The sequence below is a fragment of the Roseibium sp. ROS1 genome (genome assembly GCF_054658215.1).
The window spans coordinates 93,988-115,192 of sequence record NZ_BAAGIG010000004.1 but is presented as its reverse complement, the minus strand read 5'-3'; the positions used below and the strand labels follow the sequence as shown (position 1 = coordinate 115,192).

Here is a 21,205-nt window from a genome sequence, read left to right as displayed (position 1 = left end):
GCCGTTCTGGAACGCCGTTAATATAATGCTACCAAATTGATTTAAATGTTCTATTGGGTCTTTTGCATTGCACAGTGATTTGGTGCGAAAATGTCTTTCGCCGCGATCCTGAGCACTTAGGCGCGTATTCACATACCAATTAGAAGTATTGCGGGCTGCAACAGGCATAGCTATCCTGTTGCAATGCAATAGATGGTGTAAGAAGAGACGGGCCGAAAAAAATGTTTACGAACAATGCCAATGGGGCCGGCACCAATTGGTTCAGCAAAGGAGAGACGTCTTTGCCGTTTTACCACCTTTACGAACTGAACCACGCCGCGATGGCGCCCTTCAGAGCTTTGGCCGACATGACCCGGCTCTACTTCCAGAACCCGCTGAATCCGCTGACTCATACCAGCTATGGCCGTTCGATCGCTGCCGGCTGCGAGGTGCTTGAACGCACGACGCGCCGCTACGGCAAGCCGGAGTTCGGTCTCAAGGAAACCACCGTAAGCGGTGTGCGCGTTCCTGTACGTGAAGTCAGCGTCTGGAGCCGTCCGTTCTGCGACCTGATCCACTTCGAACGCGGGGTCACGACGCACCGCAACGATCCGAAGATCCTGATCGTCGCGCCGATGTCCGGCCACTACGCCACGTTGCTCCGCGGTACGGTGGAAGCACTGATGCCGAATGCGGATGTCTACATCACCGACTGGATCGATGCCCGCATGGTTCCCGTGCAGGAAGGCAAGTTCGATCTTGATGATTATATCGATTATATCATCTCGATGCTGCACTTCCTCGGGCCGGACACGCACATTCTGGGCGTGTGCCAGCCGTCCGTGCCGGTGCTGGCAGCCGTCGCTGTCATGGAAGACCGCGAAGACCCCTATGTACCCTCCACGATGACGCTGATGGGCGGACCGATCGACACCCGCGTGGCGCCGACGGCGGTCAACGACCTGGCGGTTTCCAAGGGTATCGACTGGTTCAAGAACAACGTCGTCATGAAGGTTCCCTTCCCGCATCCGGGTTTCATGCGGGACGTTTATCCGGGCTTCCTGCAGCTTTCCGGGTTCATGAGCATGAACCTCGACCGTCACGTGACCGCGCATAGGGACTTCTTCCAGCATCTGGTGGAAGGCGACGGCGACAACGCCGAAAAACACCGCGACTTCTATGACGAATATCTCGCCGTCATGGACCTGACGGCCGAATTCTATCTGCAGACCGTCGAAACGGTGTTTATCGAGCACGCGCTGCCGAACGGCACCATGATGCACAATGGCCGTCTGGTCGATTGCGGCAAGATTACCCGTACGGCCCTTCTGACCGTTGAAGGCGAGAAGGACGACATCACCGGCCGGGGCCAGACCAAGGCGGCGCATAAGCTCTGCACCAGTCTGGACGACGACATGAAAGCGCATTACGAGCAGCCGAATGTCGGCCACTACGGCGTTTTCAACGGATCGCGCTGGCGGTCCGAGATCGCGCCGCGGGTCATGGATTTCATCCGCTCCAACCGTACGGACCTGCGCAAGTCTGCCGCCAAGGCTCCGGTCGCCAAGGCCGCTGCTCCGGCTCCTGCGGCTGCCGCCGCACCGGCTGCGAAAGCAGCTGCCGCACCGGCCGTGAAAGCAGCGCCTGCGCCTGCCAAGGCCAAACCGGCTGCAAAGAGCAGCGGCAATTCGCTGGAGAGCATCCTGCTGACCAAGCCGGACGGTGCCGCGGATGATCTGAAATCGATTAGCGGTGTCGGCCCGAAACTGGAATCGGCTCTCAACGAAGCCGGTATCTTCCACTTCTGGCAAATCGCCGGCCTGACGGAAGAGCAGATCGAGGCCCTGGACACCAAGCTGGATTTCCGTGGCCGTATCGCCCGGGACAACTGGATCGAGCAGGCTCGCCAGCTTTCCGAAACGGTGAGCTGAAACAAGCATCGGTGAAGGCACCCACCATGGGTGCCTTTGGCCGCGTGCCTTTAACTTGTCCCAAAAAGTCCGGTTTCTGGCGGCAGGCAGCCTGCTGCTATTGATTCTGGCCTTTCGGCCCAATACAAGTGCCGGTCAGACAGCGAGGCCGGAGGTTTCAGTAGTGCTCAATATTTTTATTGGTTTCGATCCGCGTGAAGCGATTGCCTATCATGTTTGCGCCAACAGCCTGACCCGGCTTTCGAGCGACGTGCTGGCGATTACGCCGCTGTCGCTGCACAATTTGAAGACCTACAACGAGACGCATACCGACGGGTCCAATCACTTCATCTACACCCGCTTCCTGATCCCGAGCCTGATGAACTACAACGGCTGGGCACTGTTCATGGACGGCGACATGATCGTGCGGGACGACATTGCCAAGCTGTTCGCCATGCGCGACGAGAGCAAGGCGGTCATGTGTGTCCACCATGACTATCAGACCCGGCAGACCACCAAGTATCTCGGCTCGAAAAACGAGAACTACCCGCGCAAGAACTGGTCCAGCGTGGTGTTGTGGAACTGCGGTCACCCGGCCAACAAGGTGGTAACGCCCGACTTCGTGATGAATGCCACCGGTGCGCAACTGCACCGGTTCACCTGGCTGGACGACGAGCTTGTTGGCGAGCTGCCGAAGGAATGGAACTGGCTGCCGGATGAATTCGGGCCCAACCCCGACGCGAAACTTCTTCACTTCACGCTCGGCACGCCCTGCTTCCACGAATACGCCAACGCGCCGATGGCGGCTGAATGGCACCGCGAGAAGCTCCTGGCGAACTATTCGGCGCAACATGTGATCGACGGCCCATTTGACTGATCCGTTTCGCATTTTACATATAAATCAATGAAGTAGGCCCGGTCCGCAACTTTGCAGGCCGGGTTTTTCGTTGTGGGAATTCTGTGATCCCTGTCACGAATCCTTGAAGGAGCCTGCAATCGTCCCCACTTGGAAAGTCGTGGATGTCTGAAATGGATAGGACGATGACAACAGCCAAAAGTTGCATGATCAAACCTGCCTGGACGCCGGTAACTATCGGCCTGATGGTGCTGGGTTTCGTGGCATTCTGGCCGCTTGGCCTTGCCATGCTTGCCTACATTTTGTGGGGCGACCGCTTTGAAGGCATGCTCCGCGATGCGAAAGATCAGTGGCGGGGCAGCCCGCTGAAGGGAGCCTTCGAGCAGATGAATACGACTGCCTATGCCCGCACGGGCAACGTCGCATTTGACGACTATCGCGAGCGCGAACTGAAGCGACTGGAAGAAGAGCGTGCCAAGCTCGACACCATGCGCGCCGAGTTCGATGATTTCCTTCGTGAATTGCGCCGCGCGCGCGATCAGGAAGAATTCGACCGCTTCATGGCCAACCGGGGCCGCAGCACTGGCGACGAAGCCACACCGCTGTAAAGTCTCCTCCTCCCGGACCCGTTCCCCGACGGCCAGACCAAGAGCGGCGCCTGAAAAGGCGCCGCTCTTGTCCGTTTCAGAACAGCCAGAATTGCAGCCGGCCTTCAGAAAGCCGGAATCTCAATCAATCTCCCCCCTTTAGAATTGCCGCGAAATCGCTCGCAAATTCGCTAAAATCGGAACAACTGATTCGATGGACCTTCGCCCTTGATGTTTCTCCGCGCCGGCAAGAAAACGCTGCCCGACCATATCGAGATCCAGACCGGTGCCAGTGCCGTGCGCATCCGCCTCAAGGCCAATCCGCGCGCGCAGCGGTATCTTCTGCGTCTGCCGGCCGACAGGTCCGGTCCGGTGCTGACCGTCCCCAAGGGCGGCGATCTTGCCCGTGCCGAGCGGTTCGCGCGCCAGCACATCGACTGGCTGATAGAGCGTCTGCAGGACAGGGCGGACCACGTCACGTTTCTGCCCGGGGAAATCGTGCCCCTGCGCGGTGAGGATCACGTCATCGTGCCAACCGGCAAGCTGCGCGGGTTGATTACCCTTGGCCGGAACGACGCTGGTTTGCCGGCGCTGTTCGTGCCGGGGGCTGAAGACCACATCCCGCGCAAGGTCACCACCTGGCTGAAGGAACAGGCCCGGGCGGACCTCTCGGCCCGCACAACACTCCACGCCGCAACCATCGGCAAGAAGGTCGCGGCCATCAGCATTCGCGACACCACCAGCCGCTGGGGGTCCTGCGCCTCCAACGGACGACTTTCCTTTTCCTGGCGGCTCATTCTGGCACCAACGGAAATCCTCGATTATGTCGCGGCCCACGAGGTGGCGCACCTGAAGGAAATGAACCATTCGGCGCGCTTCTGGCGCCTGTGCGAACAGCTTGCCCCGCAAACACCGAAGGCTCGCGTCTGGCTGAAGCAGAACGGGGTTCGCCTGCACGGATACGGCTGAAATTGCCTTCCTAGCCACCCGTCCGACGCAGGCGCGCTGCAGACGGCCAACCGAACAGGTTGACGCAAAGACCCGACACCACCAGCGCAGCCGCGCCCAGTTTCCACGGCTCCAGGGGTTCGCCCAGAACAAGGGCGGCTGCGAGCATGCCTACGATCGGTACCAGCAGGGTGAAGGGCGCCACGGTCGCCGCCGGATATCTTGCCAGAAGGCCGCTCCACACCGAAAAGCCCAGCAAGGTCGTCGGGTAGACGATGTAGAACAGAGCAAACAGCCCCTGCCACGAAACGGTTTCATGGACCTGCCGGTAGACGTCGAGACCCTCGACGAAGGCCGATAGCAGCAACAGCGGCAGCGGGGCCACAAGGCTGCCCCAGGCAACCAGCGACAGCAGATCAACGGTGCCGATGCGCTTGGTAACGAGATTGGCGATAGCCCAGGAACAGGCGGCCAGAACGACCAGACCAAGCCCGGTCAGTGTTGTGCTGCCCGTCAGGTTGAATGCCACCAGGCCAAGGCCTGCGGTCGCCAGCGTGGCTCCGGCAATCTGCGCCGGACTGGCCGTTTCACCCAGAAAGGCAACGGCCAGTGCTATCGTGATGAACACATGAACCTGCAGCACAAGCGAGGCCAGTCCTGCTGGTATTCCAAGGTGCATGCCGGCAAACAGAAGTCCGAACTGCAGCGCGAACATGAACAGGCCGAACAGGACGACCAGCTTCATCGACGTGCGCGGCCGCTTCAGGAAAAGGACGGCCGGAAAAGCTGCCAGGGCAAAGCGCAACGCGGCAAACAGGATTGGCGGCAGTTCCTGCAGACCGATCTTGATCACCACGAAATTGAACCCCCAGACCGACACCACAACAAGCGCGAGCAAAATGTCTCGTCCCTTCAAGGCCGGGTCTCCCTCCGGCCTTCCGCCGCTGCTTGGCGCTTGTGCGCTTCGGTAATGATCGTCTTGTTGAGGATACGCACCTCGCCGACCATCAACAGGCGCATGTCGCGCACAATGTAGTCTGCAAGTTCGTCGTCCGAGATGGTCTCTCCGGGGATATCGAGCCGGAAGCCCTGCCCCTGAATGCCGCCACCGTTCGAGAAATCGATCTCGAAATCGAAGCAGACCCGTTTTTCGTCATTTGTCTGGATGTGTGTCATGGCTTGTCTCCTCAAATGGACATAGCCAGCCATTGATCCTATTGTGAAATTAATTGTTCTGGACTTATTGAAAAGAAAAATTACTCAATGGATGAGCATGTCCTGCGTACCTTCGTCGCCGTCTGTGACCGGCAGAGTTTCCGTGCCGCCGGCGAGGATGTCGGACGCACCCAGTCTGCCGTCAGCCAGCAGATAAAGGGCCTGGAAGCCGAACTCGGTGTTCAATTGTTCAACCGCTCCACCCGTTCGGTCGAGATGACTCCGGCAGGACAGACCTTCTACAGCCATGCCTGCAGCCTGCTGGCCCGGCACCGCGAGGCGGTATCTGCCGCGCGCGGGGCTTCGGTGCTGCCATACCTGCGCATTGGCGCAACGGACGACATTGCCGCTTATGGCCTCGTGCCTGTCTTGAGAGCGCTGGAAGACGGCCCGGAGCCCTGCTCTCTCGATCTGGAAACCCACTCCTCGCAGATGCTTCTGGCAAGTCTCGGCTCCCGGTACGATCTTGTCATCGTGGTGTCGCCCCAGCGGTCCCGGACCGGTGACCTTGTTGCCAGCGTGCCGCTTGTCTGGCTCGGCAGCGCGCCGCTTTCAACATCGAAAAATGCCCTGCCGCTTGCGGTCTATGCCGACAGATGCGCCATGCGCGATGCCGCCATTGCCGCGCTGGACACGAGCGCCGTGAAATGGACGACCAAGGCCACCGTGTCCGGCCTTGTCGTCATCGAGGCGGCTGTCCGTGCCGGCATCGCCGTGGCTCCGGCCCTCGCCGGGTTCCATGCCGCCGACCTGCCCACAGTCACCTCGCTGCCTGCCCTGCCACACCTGGAACTTCGCATCGTCGCCGGAACGCCGGTGGGGGAAACATACCTGCCTTATGTGCGCGAAGGCCTGCAGGAGCTTCTGGAGGCAAAAGGATAAGCGGCTGGGCAAAACCAGTTGCAAACACGGGAGAATCTGCTTCGATTCCCCAGGGGAAGCTGGGAGATGCAGCATGAAAAGCTTGAGATATCCGATCAAAGTCGTGGCGCCAGCCTTGCTGGGCCTTACCCTGCCGGGACTGACATTCTCCGGTCAGGCGATGGCCGACAGCTGCTGGAACCACAATGGCTCGCTCATGCGGCTGCAGGCGCAGGGCAATCAGCGATGGCTGTCCTATGAAGTGCCGAAACCGGTCCTGCGCAACGCTGGTGTCCAGCGCGGCACGCTGCTCTTCAACGGCGCCAAGAACGGCAACTGGTATTCCGGCACCGCCCGGGTGTTTTCCAAATACTGTCCGGGTTCACCGCTGGAATATTTCGTCGAAGGCCCGGTGCGCGGCGACCAGCTTCAGGTCACTGTCACCGGCACCCGTGAAGTCTTCAACCAGTGCCGCCCTACCGGCCGCTACACTACCGACACGCTGGTATTCACCTACAGCCATCAGTGCTGAGGTGGAATTAACGGATATGTGTCGCAGGTATTTCTGAGAAATGGAGCAAGTGGCCCATCCTTCGAGACAGGCCTCTGGCCTTCCTCAGGATGAGAAAGATGTGTGTTGAAGGCCAGGGAAGATCAACATAGTGAACCTCATCCTGAGGAAGGCTGAAAGCCTGTCTCGAAGGATGGGCTGCACACACACGGTCGGAACGCGCAGTTCCACCGGCTGAAGCCTCAAACACGGCCTTATGAGCCGTGAACAGCAGTGCCCGGATCAGCCGCCACCAAACAGATTGCGCAGCAGGTTCAACGGGCCGCGGCGTTCGCCGTTGCCTTCGCCGCCGCCACCAATGGGGGCTGGCGGTATAGGCTCACTGCCGGAGCCGACGGTCTCCACCGGGCCGGGCTTGCGCGGGGCGGAGACGGTTGCCGGTACATCCGGCACGCCTGGCAGGTCTGCCACGGGCAGGCCCTCGTGGGAGGCATCCATAACCTCTTTCCAGACAGTGGCGGGTAGCCCCCCGCCGGACGCCTTGCGCGTCGGTGAGTTGTCGTCATTGCCGAACCAGACGGCGGTGGTCAGATTGCCCGTATAGCCGATGAACCAGGCGTCACGGAAATCCTGGCTGGTGCCGGTCTTGCCCCCGGCGGGACGCCCGCTTTCCAGCCGTGCCTTGCGGCCCGTGCCGGTTACCAGGGTTTCCGACATCATCATGTTCATTTCGCCGACCAGACGGCGGTCAATGACGCGGCCGCGGCCATCGCCGGAGCGGGAATAGAGCGTCTTGCCGTCCACGGTCTTGATCCGCCGGATCACATGGGGGAGCACGCCATAGCCTCCGTTGGAGAACGGCACATAGGCACCGGCGATTTCCAGCGGCGTGACTTCGGAGGTGCCGAGCGCGATCGACAGGTTGTTCTTCATTTCCGAGGTGACACCCAGCCGTTTGGCCGTGTCGGCAACGGTTCCCGCGCCAACCTCGTAAGTCAGCTGCGCGGCCACTGTGTTCAGCGACAGGCTGAGCGCTCGTGTCAGCGTCACCGGGCCGTAGTAGTCCTTGGAATAGTTCTGGGGCGACCAGTTGCCGAACCGGACCGGCTGGTCTTGGCGGATCGTCTGGGGTGAAAGGCCGTTTTCAAGCGCGGCCAGATAGACGAACGGCTTGAAGGACGAGCCCGGCTGCCGCTTGGCATAGGCTGCGCGGTTGAACTGGCTCTTGGAATAATCGGCCCCGCCAACCAGCGCCTTCACGGCGCCCGCGGTGTCCAGCGTCACGACAGCTCCCTGGGAAACGCCGTATTTCTCTCGGTTTTCCTTCAGGGCGCTGCGCAGCGCCTGTTCGGCAGCCCGCTGCATCTTCGGGTCGATGGTGGTGTCGACCACGATGTCGGTTTCGATCGAGCCGATGAAATGCGGCAGCACGTCCATCACCCAGTCGGCGGCATAGTTCTCGCTGGCGGTGGTGTAGCGGCGCACCACCTTGGCGGGCGCGGCCAGGGCGTTCTTGGCTTCATCGCCCGTGATGTAGCCTTCCTCGTTCATGGCAGCGAGCACAAGCTGGGCGCGGTCTTCTGCGAGGTCCGGATTGCGGGCGGGCGAATAGCGCGATGGCGCCTTGAGCAGGCCTGCGATGGTGGCAGCTTCCGGAATGGTCAGAAGCCGTGCCGATTTGCCGAAGTACCTGCGGGCAGCTGCATCCACGCCATAGGCGCCGGAGCCGAGATAGACCCGGTTCAGGTACATTTCCAGGATCTCGTCCTTGGAATATTCGGCCTCCAGCCAGAAGGCGAGCACCAGTTCCTGGATCTTGCGCTTGATCGTCCGGTCCTGTTCCAGGAACAGGTTCTTGGCAAGCTGCTGGGTCAGCGTCGAGCCGCCCTGCTGCAGGCGGCCGGAGGTGAAGTTGGTGTAGACGGCGCGGGCAAGACCGACCGGGTCGACACCGAAATGGGAGCGGAAGCGCCGGTCCTCGATGGCGATGACGGCATTGGGCAGATAGGGCGGCAATTGCTCCAGGCGCACGGCCTCGCCGCCGGTGTCTCCGCGGTTTGCCAGCAATTCGCCATTGGCGGCGACAATCTTGACGTTGGGCGGTCGCGCCGGAACCTGCCATTCGGAGGTCGGCGGCAGAAAGGCGGCGTAATAGCCGACCAGGCAGACAACGGCGATGGTGCCCCAGATGCCGAGCACCATGCTCCAGTAGAAGCCGCGCTTGAGAAGGCGGCCGAAGGCAGTCGGTGCCTGGAACCTGTTCTTGCGTTTGGCCTTGCGCCGCTTGGCGCCGGACCGGCCGCCGCCCCTTCCGTTGCCTCGGCCATTGCCGTTCTTGGCCGTCTTGCGGGTGGAGGAAGCGGGTTTTTTCTTGGCCGGAGCCTTGCGGGTCTTGCCCTTGCCGGACGACTTGGAAGAAGGCGCAGCGGGACGGTCCTGCGGGCTCAAGCGCAGGTCGAGCAGGCTGCTGCCTGAATCTCCGAATGTCGGTTCAACACGCGGCTGGCGTTTCGCCCGAGGCGCCATTGATCCTTCGTCCCCTAACTCCGTACCAACCAGGGTTGGCGTTATCCGGCAAACGCCGGTTTCCCCGGAGATGAGCTTAAATTGCGGCGATTTAAGGGGGCGTTAAGGCTACGGGCTTTTGCACGGGCAAGACGACGGGATGATCAGCTACAGGCGGCGCGCACTAGCTCGATATCCATCCCGCACAAAAGGCAGCAAACCCGCAGCATCGGGAACTGATAGCCGCTCAAACGCAGGAAAAATGCAAAGGCTTGTGCCTCCGCGATCCCGGCTAGGGGTCACGCCTGGCCGGGAGGACGAAGGAAAGCTTGGCAGCAATCGCCGGAGCTAGCTGGAATAGCGGCTTGCGTCGGCGCCGTAATAATTGACGTAGCGCGTGTTCAGTTCGGACACCGGCATGATGATCAGTACATCCGTCGTGCCGAACTGGTGATCGATCACCGCCCCGTCGCCGATGAACGCGCCGAGGCGCAGATAGCCCTTCACAAGCGGGGGCAGGGCCCGCAGCGCTTCCTTGGAATTGAGTTCATCGGCCGGCATGCGGTTCATTTCGACGTATCTGTCTTCCACCGCGCGCACGCGCCATTCTTCCGGGGCGCGGGCATTGTGATGCAGGAAGGCGAGCTGGCCGGCGATGGCATCCGGATTGGTGCCTTCGATCGAGGCACAGCCGAGCATGACATCGATGTTGTGGCGCAGAACATAGGACCAGATGCCATGCCACAGGAGCTCGACGGTCTTCTTGTTGCGGTAAGGCTTCAGAACGCAGGACCGGCCGAGTTCCATGAAGCGCTTGCCCGGGTTTGCGTCGATCAGCGACTGGATGTCGTATTCGGCGGCGGTATAGAAACCGGCATGCTGATCGGCGATTTCCTGGCGCAGGATCCGGTAGGTGCCGACGATTTCAGGCTTCAGGCGGCCCAGCTTGTTGCGCTTCTGCAAGTCGTGGTCGACCACGAGCAGGTGATCGCAATAGGCGTCGAAGGGGTCGGCATCACGGCGGGTTGCCAGCGTATGCGCATCGGCAATGGCTGACATTTCCTCGTAGAAAACGTCATAGCGCAGGCGTTGTGCCTTTTTAACTTCCTTGAAGTTGCGGGCCATCCGCACTTCCAGGGATCCGATCCGGCCGAGCGTTTCGCCGGTCTTGACCGGGGTCTGCAGCGCTGGCCCGATGCGCTGCGCGTTGGGGAGGTTGGCGTCCGGACGCATTGCCGGTGTGAATTTCCTGACCAGTTTCCTGGGAGAAAAAAGCCCTTGGCGCATTATGGACATTCCACCCTCGTGTATTCCTTATGGCGCACTGACATGTTTCACAGGTTCTCGTCTGTTTCACTTGCCGAATTACCTTCGCCGGAACATTACGTCCGAACCCGGTCAGTGTGCTTCAAGCCTGCCGTAGAACATACTATTCCGACAGCTGGATGACACTCGGTTTTTTGCGCCGTGTTTTCCACGTGCAAGCTTAGCCCACTCTTGCGGCTTTGTGAATTTCTACGAGCGCCGGTGGAAGCGTTTCCACTTCCGGCTGTCGCGACAGGGAAAGTTCGCTGCGTCAGGCGCGGCTGATTTCGGCCAATGCGTCGGAAATCGCTTCCACGGAAAGCGGTTTCGTCAGATAGCCGGCAGCGCCCACTTCGGTCGCCTTGTCCCTTGCATCCTTCATGACATCGGCGGTCACGATCAGCACCGGTACATTGGCCCGGCCGGCGGCCTGTTCGTCGGACCGGATCTGGCGAATGGCCTGGAACCCGTCGAGGCCTGGCATGTGCAGGTCCATAAGAATTGCGTCATAAGCGCCGCTGGCGGCTTCCTCGACGGCCTTTTCGCCGTCGATCACCATCACCGGCACATGGCCGAGCTTGCGCAGCATGGCTTCGCTCAAAAGGCGGTTGATGTCGTTGTCTTCGGCCACGAGCAGGCGCAGCGGCCGGGCCGGAACCTTGTAGCGGTTCGGCAGGAAGCCGTTGCTGACGGGCTCCGCGCTTGCGTCCCAGGCGTGTTCCATGCCGTCGTCGTCCAGCAGGCCGGAAAAGATCTGGACCAGGGTCTCGATCCGCACCGGGCGGATCAGATAGGCGGCATACCCGGCTTCGCGCAGATGTTCCAGGCGCTCGCGCTCCGGCGGGGCGATCATAACGACGGCAGGAGCCTTGCATCCGGTCAGGCGGGCAGAGGCCAGCCAGCCGCCGCTGTCGGACAGGGCGCCGTTGTCGACAACAAGTAGATCGGCCTCGGCCAGCGCGGCATCGAGATCCGAACTGCCCGGTGCATGCACGGAAACATTGGCAGCGTGATATTGCAGCCGTCTGGCCAGCAGCGGGCATTCGATCTGGCTGGTGCTGACGAACACGATCCTGCGGCCCTCAAGCTTGGCCAGGCGTGGATCCGTGTCGGCAACAAGGGATTCGGGGATCGGCAAGGACACGCGGAACTGCGCGCCGCCGTCTTCGGAGGGCTGCGCGGCAATTTCGCCACCCATCAGGCCGGCAAGCCGCTGGGCGATGGCCAGACCGAGGCCGGTGCCGCCGAACTTGCGCGCCGGGCCATGGTCGACCTGCTCGAATTCCTGAAACAGCCGCTCGGCCTCCTGTTCGTCAAAGCCGATGCCACTGTCGCGCACGTCGATATCCAGAAAACCGCCACCGTCCGGATTGGGGCGCCCTGTCAGTTCGACGGCAACGCCGCCCTCATCGGTGAACTTGATGCCGTTGCCGATGAGATTGTAGAGGATCTGGCGGACACGGGTGGCGTCCAGCGTCACCTCTTCCGGCAGGTTCGGGTCAAGCATGGAGCCGATTTCAAGCGACTTGGCGTGGGCTTTCGGGGCAAGCAGTTCAACGACGCTTTCCACCAGGGCGCCAACCCGAACCGGGGCAGCCTGAATGTCGAGCTTGCCGGCCTCCACCTTGGAAAAGTCGAGCACTTCATCGATCAGGAGCAGCAATGTTTCGCCGGAGGTTTCCAGCGCCTCGATATAGGCGCTCTGTTCCTTGGTCAGGCGGGTGTCGCGCAGGAGCGCGGCCATGCCGAGCACGCCGTTGAGCGGCGTACGGATCTCGTGGCTGACGGTCGCGAGAAAGCGGGACTTCGCCTCGTTGGAGCTTTCGGCGGAATGACGGGCAGCCAGCAGTTCTTCTTCGATCAGGCGCCGCTCGGTCACGTCGCGCAGAACGGTCTGCACCAGCTGGCGATCCGTCGTGGTGTCGCGCACCGGAATGTCGATACGTGAGAACCAGCGCGGGCCCTGTGCGGTGTCGATGTGGAGATCCTGAAAGCCCATGCCCGGGGTCGTCTTGTCCAGGGCCTGCGTGACGGCGCTTTCAAAGCCCACTTCCTCAAGCAGCGGCAGATGCAGGGTTGCGCCCGGCTGCAAGGCATGTCCGAGCCCGAACACATCGTCTGCAGCCGAGTTCACATAGGTGATGGTGCCGTCCTGGTCGCGCCGGACGACGACATCGCCAAGCGTTGCCAGGATGCTGGCGTGACGTTCGTCGGATTCGCCAAGTTCCCAGGCGCGGTCTTCCAGTTCCTCGCAGCGTGCCATCAGGCGGCGGATCTTGTCATCCTTCACCTGTAACGCCTGCACCGAGCGCTGCATGTCGTCGGCAAACAGCCGCCAGACAGCCAGCCCGCCGGCAAAGAAGGTCAGACCAAGACCGAGAAACCGGTTCAGGCTGTCGCTGGAAACCATGATGAAACCGGCGGCAAGGCCGATGATCATGCCCGCCAGGGCAAGATGCTGCAGCGATTTGGCAGGCGCGGAGACGGGCGCGTCGGTGGCCCGGCGGCCTGGGCCGACTTCGGGACCGACGTCCTCCTCGTCGAGGGGTTTCGTGACGCTGGAAGAATATTCGTCTGTAGTTACGGTGTCCGCAGAGGAAAGCTTTTGCTCTTCGGCAAAGAATTTGTCCTGCGTGTCATCGGCTTCTGGCGCGGCATTGACGGCGCGTTCGCTGTTTTGACTGACCAAGATAACTACTCTCTACAAGATCCTGTTGCCTTGAGAGTGCGTTGTAAACTTTGAGAAACCGTTTCATTGCCTGACAAAAAAAGTAAATCGGGAATTTCGCGCCGCGTTCATATCCAGTCTTTCAGCACCGGATGGGTCTCGACATTGGCAATTCCATCAAGGGCAGCAATACGGTTGCGAAGCTCGGCGAGGCTCTCCAGCGTCCGGGCGCGCACCAGCAGAACCATGTCCCTGTCACCGGAAATCGAGCGGCACTGGAGAACCTCCTCGAATTTCGAAACCACCGGCGCAATCGCCGCACAGGTCGCCGAACCCGTCCGGATCCACAGATAGGCTTCGATTTCGGCCGGCTCCGGATCGCTGATCCGGATAGTGTAGGCGCGAATGACGCCGGTTTCTTCCAGCTTCCGGACCCGGGCCTGAACGCTCGACCGGGCCAGGCCGACATGGGCTGCCAGCGTTTTCACAGGTGTCCGGCTGTCGGCTTCCAGCAGTTGCAGCAAGGTCCGGTCGATTGAATCCATGGGTCTTCTGTCATTGTCCTGTGTGTCGAACTGCCTGCGTTCACCGGCAATTGACCGGCCGAACCGGTCAAAATGCCGGAAGAAACGAGAGCCTGTCCGCGATACCACCCTTGAGTGATTTTGCAGCGGGAGAGTTTCATGGATTTCCATCTCGATACAAGCAGCTTTACGGCGGAAAGAGCCTGGGGGTCACGTCTGATCGGTGAACTGGACGGCATCACGGTCCGCCTGCACTGGACGGACAAGCCCTACAAATGGCACGTCAACGACGGTCCGGAAGTCTTCGTGGTTCTGTCGGGCACTGTCGACATGCACTACCGCGAGGCCGAAACCGAGAAGGTTCAACGCCTGACCGAAGGACAGATCTTCTTCGCCAGCGACGGCGATGCCCATGTGGCCCACCCGGTCGGAGAGGCAAGAGTGCTCGTTGTCGAGCGCAAGGATAGCGTTTGACAGTGTAGATCACGGAACCGGGCGGCGGGAGCAAGCCTGCTGCCTGACTCAGCTGGCAAGTTCCTGCCGGCCGCGTGGGTAGATCATCGAACAGTCTCGTCCTCGCCGCTCGCTCGTCATTGCAGGGCTTGACCCTGCGATCCATCCCCTGACCTTCGCCCACCGCAAAGCTTTGCCGATTTGCGGCGTATCGGCATGGATCCCATGGTCGAGCCATGGGATGACGGAATTGAGGAAGGGGAAAAAGGCCTGTCTTTTCATCCCGGGCAATGCGTAGCGAAGCGCGGGATTCAGCATTTGCTGTCGTCAGGACCGGCTCCCACGAGCTTCCATGATTTGTCATCCCGGTTTGACGCAACGCGGCAAGACCGGGATCCATTACGCCGTGTCGTCCGAGGCGAATAATCGCAAATCAGCTGGATACTGGATCCCTGCCTGTGCGGGGATGACAAGTTGCCTTGCCGTAACCTTTGCTCACGGCAAGGCCTTTTCTCTTTGCGGCGTATCGGCATGGATCCCATGGTCGAGCCATGGGATGACGACCTGCCAGGGGATGAGACGGATCTCCGCTTTTTTCCGGGCAAGGCGCAACGGTGTAAGGTGGAACGTTGCGGATTGCGGTTACCCAAACAAAAAACCCGGCAGAAACCTGCCGGGCTTTCAGGATCAGGTTGTTGTCGCGTCTGTTTACCGGACGTCGAGGAAACCGATGATCTTGCGAACGTCCTTCAGCACCGGTTCGGCGATGGCGGAGGCCTTTTCGGCGCCTTCCTTCAGGATGGCGTCGATCTGCGCCTTGTCGTCCATCAGGCGGCGCATTTCGTCGGTCATCGGCGAGAGTTTCGCCACCGCCAGGTCGGACAGGGCCGGCTTGAAGGCCGAGAACTGCTGACCGCCGTATTCCTTCAGGACGTCGGCCTTGGTCGCGCCGCTCAGGGCGGCATAGATGCCGACCAGGTTGTCTGCTTCCGGACGGCCTTCCAGGCCGCCGGTTTCGCTCGGCAGCGCGTCTGGATCGGTCTTGGCTTTCTTGATCTTCTTGGAGATCGAGTCCGCGTCGTCCGTCAGGTTGATGCGCGACAGGTCCGACGGATCGGACTTCGACATCTTCTTGGTGCCGTCGCGCAGCGACATGATCCGGGTAGCCGGGCCGGCGATCATCGGCTCGGTCATCGGGAAATAGAGATATTCCGGCAGTTCCGGAGACGGCGTCGGGTTCTCGATGCCGATATCCAGTTCCTTGATCCGGTCCGCAAAGTCGTTGTTGAACTTGGCGGCGATGTCGCGGGTCAGTTCCAGGTGCTGCTTCTGGTCGTCGCCGACCGGAACATGGGTCGCACGGTAAGCCAGGATGTCGGCAGCCATCAGGTTCGGATAGGCGAACAGGCCAACGGAAGCGTTTTCCTTGTTCTTGCCGGCCTTTTCCTTGAACTGGGTCATGCGATTGAGCCAGCCCATGCGCGCCACGCAGTTGAAGATCCAGGCAAGTTCGGTGTGTTCGCGAACCTGGCTCTGGTTGAAGATGATCGATTTCTTCGGATCGATGCCGGCGGCCATATAGGCAGCGGTCACTTCACGGGTTGCCTGGGCAAGCTCGTGCGGATCCGGAAACCCTGCCGTGATGGCATGGCTGTCGACGACGCAGAAGATCGTCGGCATCTGATCCTGCAACGGAACCCAGCGCGAAACGGCGCCCAGGTAGTTGCCAAGATGCAGGTTGCCTGTCGGCTGGACGCCGGAAAAGACACGGGGCTGGAACTCCGCCATTTCAAATCCCTTTGATGGTGCGGCCGGTTGGAAGGGCGCTATGAATGTTTGGGCGGGCCGGGTTTAAGCCCGGTCCGTTATGCATGCAAGCTGGAAACGGCGTGCGCCGGCGTTTCGCGGTCAGGTGTTGCGCCGTCTCAACGCTTTCAGCATGCCGACAAGGTCGGATCCGCCGCTGAGCTGGGTGAAGACGGCAAAGGTGACCATGCCGACGAGCACGAGCAGAACGAGACTGCCCGCACGCACCGCCAGCCACGGCGCCGATAGCCAGGAGGCCATGTAGATGGCAGCAAAATGCACCGCGACCCCCATCAGCAGGCTGGCGAGCACCACCAGCGACAGCCGCCGGAGAAGCTTGAAATCGGGCTGGAAATGGCCCCGTCGCCACAGAACGATGATCAGGAGGCCGGTGTTCACCCAGCCAGCCAGCGTTGTGGCCAGCGCGATGCCCACATGCTGGAGCATGGGAAACAGCGCGATCGAGAGGCCGACGTTCACGACCATGCCGACAACGGCAAAGATCATCGGCGTCTTGGTGTCTTCCCGCGCGAAATAACCGGGCGAAAACACCTTGTTGAGCACAAAGGCGGGCAGGCCAAAGGCAAATGCCGTCAGGGCTGCAGCCGTGCCTTCCACGGCGGCGGCATCGAAGCGGACCCGCTGGAACAGCACCGAGACGATTTCCTGCGGTATGACCGCCAGGGCAACCGCGGCCGGCAGGGTCAGCACCAGTGAGAACTCCAGTGCGCGGTTGAGGCTATGCTGGTAAGCGCCCATCTGCCCGGCGCGCAGTTGCCGCGTCAGGCTGGGTAAAAGCACCACGCCAATGGCGATACCGATCACCCCGAGCGGCAACTGGTAGAGCCGGTCAGCGAAATAGAGCAGCGCATTGGCGCCTTCCTGCATGGAGGCGATGATCTGGCCGACGGCAATGTTGATCTGGGTGACGCCGCCGGCAACGACGCCCGGAATGCCAAGCATCAGCAGGCGTTTGGCCGATTTGGTATAGCGCGGGCGGAAGACGGGGATCTTGAAGCCGAGGCGCTTCAGGTCGATGAGGACGACGATCAACTGCACGATCCCGCCAACGGTGACGCCGATGGCCAGAATGACCCCGAGCGCCGTGTCGTCCTTGATACCGAGATAAAGCACGGCACCCAGAACGGCGCTCATCACCACGTTCAGCATCACCGGTGCGAAGGCAGCGGCGGCAAAGCGCTGATAGGTGTTGAGAATGCCGCCGATGAAGGCAAGCATCGACATGAAGATCAGATAGGGAAACGCGATCCGCGACATCAGAACTGTCAGGTCGTACTTGGTAGGGTCTTCCACGAAACCCGGTGCCAGTGCCCACACCACCAGCGGCATGAAGATTTGTGCAAAAGCAGTCAGCACCAGCAGGCAGAACAGCAGCGCTGCGCCAATTTCCCCGGCGAACCGCTTGGCGCCCGCATCGCCCTCTTCCTCGACCGTTCGCCCGAACAGCGGGATGAAGGCGGAGTTGAAGGCGCCTTCGGCAAACAGCCGGCGGAACAGGTTGGGCAGACGGAAGGCCACCACAAAGGCATCGGCAACCGGACCGGCCCCGACGACGGCGGCCAGAAGCACGTCGCGAACGAAGCCGAGCAGGCGGCTCAGCAGGGTCGCGCTGCCGACGGTTGCGAAATTGCGGACGAGACTCATGCCGGAAGGACTCCGAAGAGGAAGGTATGCACTTATGAAGCCTGCCGCTGAACCTTGCGGGTTGCCGGAGCTGCCGGATCGAGTTCCACATGGCCGTCGACCGCATTGGCAAGGCGCTCACGGATGATTTCCTGACGCCCGATGTTGGCAATTTTCTGTCCGGTGAGATCGGTGACGTAGAAAACGTCGACCACTTTCTCGCCGAAGGTCGAGATATGGGCCGAACCGATGTTCAGATTGAGCGTCGCGATGGAGCGCGTCAGGTCGTAGAGCAGGCCTGGCCGGTCGAGACCGGAAATTTCCAGAACCGTGTAATCGTCAGACAGCGCGTTGTTGACCAGCACTTCGCTCGCCACCTTGAAGGCCTTCATGCGGCCCTTGACGCCGGTCTTCTTGGAAACGGGCTCCGGAAGCCGCTCTTCGCCGCGCAGCGTGGTCTCGATCAGCTTGGCAATCCGCTCGCCGCGGCGCTTTTCGTCTTCGTCGTCCGGCAGTTCCCGGCCGATGAAGATCGTGTCCAGCGCGTAGCCGTCCGTGGTGGTGTCGATCTGTGCGTCAACGATATTGGCACCGGTCGTGTAGCAGGCCCCGGCAATGATCGACAGCAGGCGCGGATGGTCCGGCGCCATGATCGTCAGCTCGGTCACACCCTCGAAGGCGCGTGGGATGACCTGGAAGGCAAGCTGCCTCTTGTCCTTGTCGGCCTTGTGCAGAAGTTCGGCATGGGAGACCAGCCGCTCCGGCTCCGTACGCAGCCAGTAGGCCGGATAATGCCGGTTCAGATAGGCATTACGGTCCTTGGCGGACCAGTGCTCCAGCTTGCTGCCGAGCTCTTCCTTGGCCTTGTCGATGGTCTGGCGATGCGACATCTTCGTGTGGCCGCCGGACAGATGCGGTTCGGTGGCATAGTACAGCGTGCGCAGCAGCTGGCCTTTCCAGCCGTTGAAGACGCCGGGCCCGACGGCGCGAATGTCGGCCACGGTCAGGATCAGGAGCAGTTTCAGCCTTTCGAGCGACTGCACCGTGTTGGCGAAATCCGTGATCGTCTTGCGGTCCGACAGGTCGCGCGACTGGGCAATGGTGCTCATGTCCAGGTGATGCTCGATCAGCCAGGCAACCGTCTCGGTTTCCGCGTCGTTCAGTCCGAAACGCGGGCACAGCTTGCGCGCGACCCGGGCGCCGGCGATCGAATGATCTTCCGGCCTGCCCTTGGCGATGTCGTGCAGGAACATGGCGACAAACAGGACCTTGCGGTTCTGCAACGTCAGGATCAGGTCGGTTGCCAGCGGATGGTCGTCGCCGGAGTTGCCGCGCTCGATATCGGCCAGCACACCGATAGAGCGGATCAGGTGCTCGTCGACCGTGTAGTGGTGATACATGTTGAACTGCATCATCGCCACGACCTTGCCGAACTCGGGCACGAAGCGGCCGAGCACGCCGGTTTCGTTCATCTTGCGCAAGGTCTTTTCCGGCGCGTGCCGGGAGGTCAGGATCGACAGGAAAAGCCGGTTCGCTTCAGGGTCGGCGCGCAGGCTTCCATCGACCAGCTTAAGCGAATGCCGCATCAGGCGGGTCAGCTGCGGATGCATGTTGTAGTCATGCTTGTCCGCGATCTGAAACACCCGCAGGAGGTTGGTCGGATCGGTTTCGAACACGGTGTCGGATACCGCATTCAGGCGGTTGTTCTCCACAACGAAGCCGGTCGCCCCTTCAACGGGCTTGGCGGTTGCCGAAACGCGGCCTGCGCGCAGGCGGCGCATCATGCCGGTCAGGCCCTTGCCGCGCGGCTCCTTGACGTGCTCTTCCTCCAGCGCGGCGCAGATGATGCGGGTCAGATCGCCGACATCCTTGGCCACCAGGAAGTAGTGCTTCATGAAACGCTCGACATCCTTCATGCCCGGGTGCTGGGTGTAGCCGAGCCGGATCGCGATCTCGCGCTGGACATCGAAGGACAGGCGCTCTTCCGGCCGTCCCGTCAGGAAATGCAGGTGGCAGCGGACCGCCCACAGGAAGTCGTCAGACTTCTTGAACCGCGCATATTCCGAGCGGGTCAGAACGCCTTTCTTGACCAGTTCCGACTGTCTGTTGACCCGGTAATGGTACTTGGCGATCCAGAACAGGGTATTGAGATCGCGCAGACCGCCCTTGCCTTCCTTGATGTTCGGCTCGACCAGGTAGCGCGAGGCGCCCTGGCGCTTGTGGCGGTCATCGCGTTCCAGCAGCTTGGCGGCGATGAATTCCGAGCTGGTGCCTTCGACCACTTCCTTGTCGAAACGCTGGACGAGTTCCTCGAAAAGGGCCTCGTCGCCCCAGATGTAGCGGGCTTCCAGAATGGCGGTGCGGATGGTCATGTCCGCCTTGGACAGGCGGATGCATTCATCGATATTGCGGGTCGCGTGGCCTACCTTGAAGCCCAGGTCCCAGAGCATGTAGAGGATATATTCCACCACCTGTTCGCCCCAGGGGGTCTGCTTGTACGGCAGCACGAACAGGAGATCGATGTCGGACCCCGGCGCCAGTGTGCCTCGGCCGTAACCGCCAACGGCGGCAATGGCCATGCGCTCCGCGGCGGACGGGTTCTTGATCCGGTAGACGTGGTGCAGGGCGAAATCGTAGATCACGCGGATCAGCTCGTCCTGGATATAGGACAGCCGCCCGGCGCACAGCAGCCCGCCTCCGTCCTCGTCCAGCATCGCCTGGGCCTTGCCGCGAGCGTCTTTCACCACCTGCTTCAGCATCGCAAGAACAGCCGAGCGGGTCTTCATGTCCGAACCGTCGCCGTCATTGCCGGCGGTCAGCGCGGTGAGGCGATTTCTCAGGTCGTCGGCATCGATCAGTCCGGCAAGGTCTTCCTGGGAGAGTTTCATACTGGTCCAGTGTTCCGTTCAGCAGGCGCAGGTTTGCTGGAGGTTATATAGAGGATGGGGTTGAAGGACACGTAAATCCTGAACTGACCCGTAAGAGGCTGCGTTCCAAGCGGTACAGAAACAGCAATGCACCGCCATGCCATGGTTTGAACCTGGCGAGGGTATGCGTCGTCACACACCGTCCTTCACGGCGGCAACCCGGAGTTGGTGCAGGAGGGCTGCAAGAGACTCTTCGGAAAGGCCTCCGATCTTCAACGCAAGCTGGTTGGCAAGTTCGGTGGCCTTCGGGTCCATGCCGGCCGTGTCGATGGTGACGCGCGGGTCGGACAGTTCGGCCAGGCGCTGGATTTCTTCCGCTTCATCCCAGATGACGTTGAAATAGGTGATGATTCGCTGCACCAGAAACCAGGTTGGCTTGCCGCGCTTGCCATGTTCCAGCGCGGACAGATAGGCACTGGATACCGACAAGGCCGCTGCCATTTCCTTCAGCGACACATCCCGTTTTATCCTGAGTTCCCGGATTTTTGCGCCAAGTGGGGTCACGG

At 61.1% G+C, this 21,205-nt stretch carries 17 protein-coding genes; 7 read left to right on the top strand and 10 right to left on the bottom strand.

Going from position 1 to position 21,205, the window contains the following annotated elements:
• Positions 1-281 precede the first annotated feature (281 nt).
• From phaZ to ACYQ6M_RS23215, 4 genes are all read left to right on the top strand, one after another.
• Positions 282-1,910 (top strand): polyhydroxyalkanoate depolymerase, encoded by a 1,629-nt coding sequence (gene phaZ, locus ACYQ6M_RS23230; RefSeq protein ID WP_460075873.1) that lies wholly within the window; start codon positions 282-284, stop codon positions 1,908-1,910.
• A 163-nt stretch (positions 1,911-2,073) separates the two neighbouring features.
• Positions 2,074-2,766, top strand: a complete 693-nt coding sequence (locus ACYQ6M_RS23225) for a glycosyltransferase (protein ID WP_031269948.1) — start codon at positions 2,074-2,076, stop codon at positions 2,764-2,766.
• 164 nt (positions 2,767-2,930) lie between these two features.
• Positions 2,931-3,353: a DUF2852 domain-containing protein gene (locus ACYQ6M_RS23220; RefSeq protein WP_023002401.1), complete on the top strand. Its 423-nt coding sequence runs from the start codon at positions 2,931-2,933 to the stop codon at positions 3,351-3,353.
• Positions 3,354-3,563: 210 nt separating this feature from the next.
• Complete coding sequence (locus ACYQ6M_RS23215) at positions 3,564-4,301, top strand: M48 family metallopeptidase (protein WP_055660313.1); 738 nt, start codon at positions 3,564-3,566, stop codon at positions 4,299-4,301.
• A gap of 10 nt (positions 4,302-4,311) precedes the next feature.
• On the opposite strand, the gene ACYQ6M_RS23210 is transcribed toward ACYQ6M_RS23215, so the two are convergent.
• Together ACYQ6M_RS23210 and ACYQ6M_RS23205 are read right to left on the bottom strand one after the other, a co-directional pair.
• On the bottom strand, positions 4,312-5,196 hold the full coding sequence (locus ACYQ6M_RS23210) for an EamA family transporter (protein WP_460075871.1): 885 nt from the start codon (positions 5,194-5,196) through the stop codon (positions 4,312-4,314).
• Complete coding sequence (locus ACYQ6M_RS23205) at positions 5,193-5,456, bottom strand: hypothetical protein (protein ID WP_460075869.1); 264 nt, start codon at positions 5,454-5,456, stop codon at positions 5,193-5,195. The genes ACYQ6M_RS23210 and ACYQ6M_RS23205 overlap by 4 nt, the downstream gene beginning before the upstream one ends.
• Positions 5,457-5,543: 87 nt before the next feature.
• On the opposite strand from ACYQ6M_RS23205, the gene ACYQ6M_RS23200 reads away from it, so the two are divergent.
• Complete coding sequence (locus tag ACYQ6M_RS23200; RefSeq protein WP_460075868.1) at positions 5,544-6,377, top strand: LysR family transcriptional regulator; 834 nt, start codon at positions 5,544-5,546, stop codon at positions 6,375-6,377.
• Between the two features lie 73 nt (positions 6,378-6,450).
• Positions 6,451-6,888, top strand: coding sequence for a hypothetical protein (locus ACYQ6M_RS23195; RefSeq protein WP_460075866.1), 438 nt, complete (start codon positions 6,451-6,453; stop codon positions 6,886-6,888).
• Positions 6,889-7,149: 261 nt separating this feature from the next.
• Here ACYQ6M_RS23195 and ACYQ6M_RS23190 read toward each other — a convergent pair whose 3' ends face one another.
• The 4 genes from ACYQ6M_RS23190 to ACYQ6M_RS23175 all read right to left on the bottom strand — a co-directional run bounded on the left by ACYQ6M_RS23190 (position 7,150) and on the right by ACYQ6M_RS23175 (position 13,890).
• Positions 7,150-9,393, bottom strand: coding sequence for a transglycosylase domain-containing protein (locus ACYQ6M_RS23190; protein WP_460075864.1), 2,244 nt, complete (start codon positions 9,391-9,393; stop codon positions 7,150-7,152).
• 327 nt (positions 9,394-9,720) lie between these two features.
• Complete coding sequence (olsB, locus tag ACYQ6M_RS23185) at positions 9,721-10,659, bottom strand: l-ornithine N(alpha)-acyltransferase (protein ID WP_228932843.1); 939 nt, start codon at positions 10,657-10,659, stop codon at positions 9,721-9,723.
• Between the two features lie 289 nt (positions 10,660-10,948).
• Positions 10,949-13,366 (bottom strand): ATP-binding protein, encoded by a 2,418-nt coding sequence (locus tag ACYQ6M_RS23180; protein WP_367022094.1) that lies wholly within the window; start codon positions 13,364-13,366, stop codon positions 10,949-10,951.
• A gap of 107 nt (positions 13,367-13,473) precedes the next feature.
• Positions 13,474-13,890 (bottom strand): Lrp/AsnC family transcriptional regulator, encoded by a 417-nt coding sequence (locus ACYQ6M_RS23175; RefSeq protein ID WP_158514149.1) that lies wholly within the window; start codon positions 13,888-13,890, stop codon positions 13,474-13,476.
• Between the two features lie 138 nt (positions 13,891-14,028).
• Between ACYQ6M_RS23175 and ACYQ6M_RS23170 the strand changes: the two genes are divergently transcribed.
• On the top strand, positions 14,029-14,343 hold the full coding sequence (locus ACYQ6M_RS23170) for a cupin domain-containing protein (protein WP_460075862.1): 315 nt from the start codon (positions 14,029-14,031) through the stop codon (positions 14,341-14,343).
• 687 nt (positions 14,344-15,030) lie between these two features.
• Here the strand turns inward: ACYQ6M_RS23170 and trpS are convergent.
• The 4 genes from trpS to ACYQ6M_RS23150 form a co-directional block, all read right to left on the bottom strand.
• Positions 15,031-16,110: a tryptophan--tRNA ligase gene (trpS, locus tag ACYQ6M_RS23165; RefSeq protein WP_023002390.1), complete on the bottom strand. Its 1,080-nt coding sequence runs from the start codon at positions 16,108-16,110 to the stop codon at positions 15,031-15,033.
• Between the two features lie 120 nt (positions 16,111-16,230).
• Positions 16,231-17,793, bottom strand: coding sequence for a murein biosynthesis integral membrane protein MurJ (murJ, locus tag ACYQ6M_RS23160; RefSeq protein ID WP_062485891.1), 1,563 nt, complete (start codon positions 17,791-17,793; stop codon positions 16,231-16,233).
• Positions 17,794-17,825: 32 nt separating this feature from the next.
• Positions 17,826-20,660, bottom strand: coding sequence for a [protein-PII] uridylyltransferase (locus ACYQ6M_RS23155; RefSeq protein ID WP_023002388.1), 2,835 nt, complete (start codon positions 20,658-20,660; stop codon positions 17,826-17,828).
• Positions 20,661-20,831: 171 nt separating this feature from the next.
• Positions 20,832-21,203: a helix-turn-helix domain-containing protein gene (locus ACYQ6M_RS23150; RefSeq protein WP_023002387.1), complete on the bottom strand. Its 372-nt coding sequence runs from the start codon at positions 21,201-21,203 to the stop codon at positions 20,832-20,834.
• Positions 21,204-21,205: the final 2 nt, after the last annotated feature.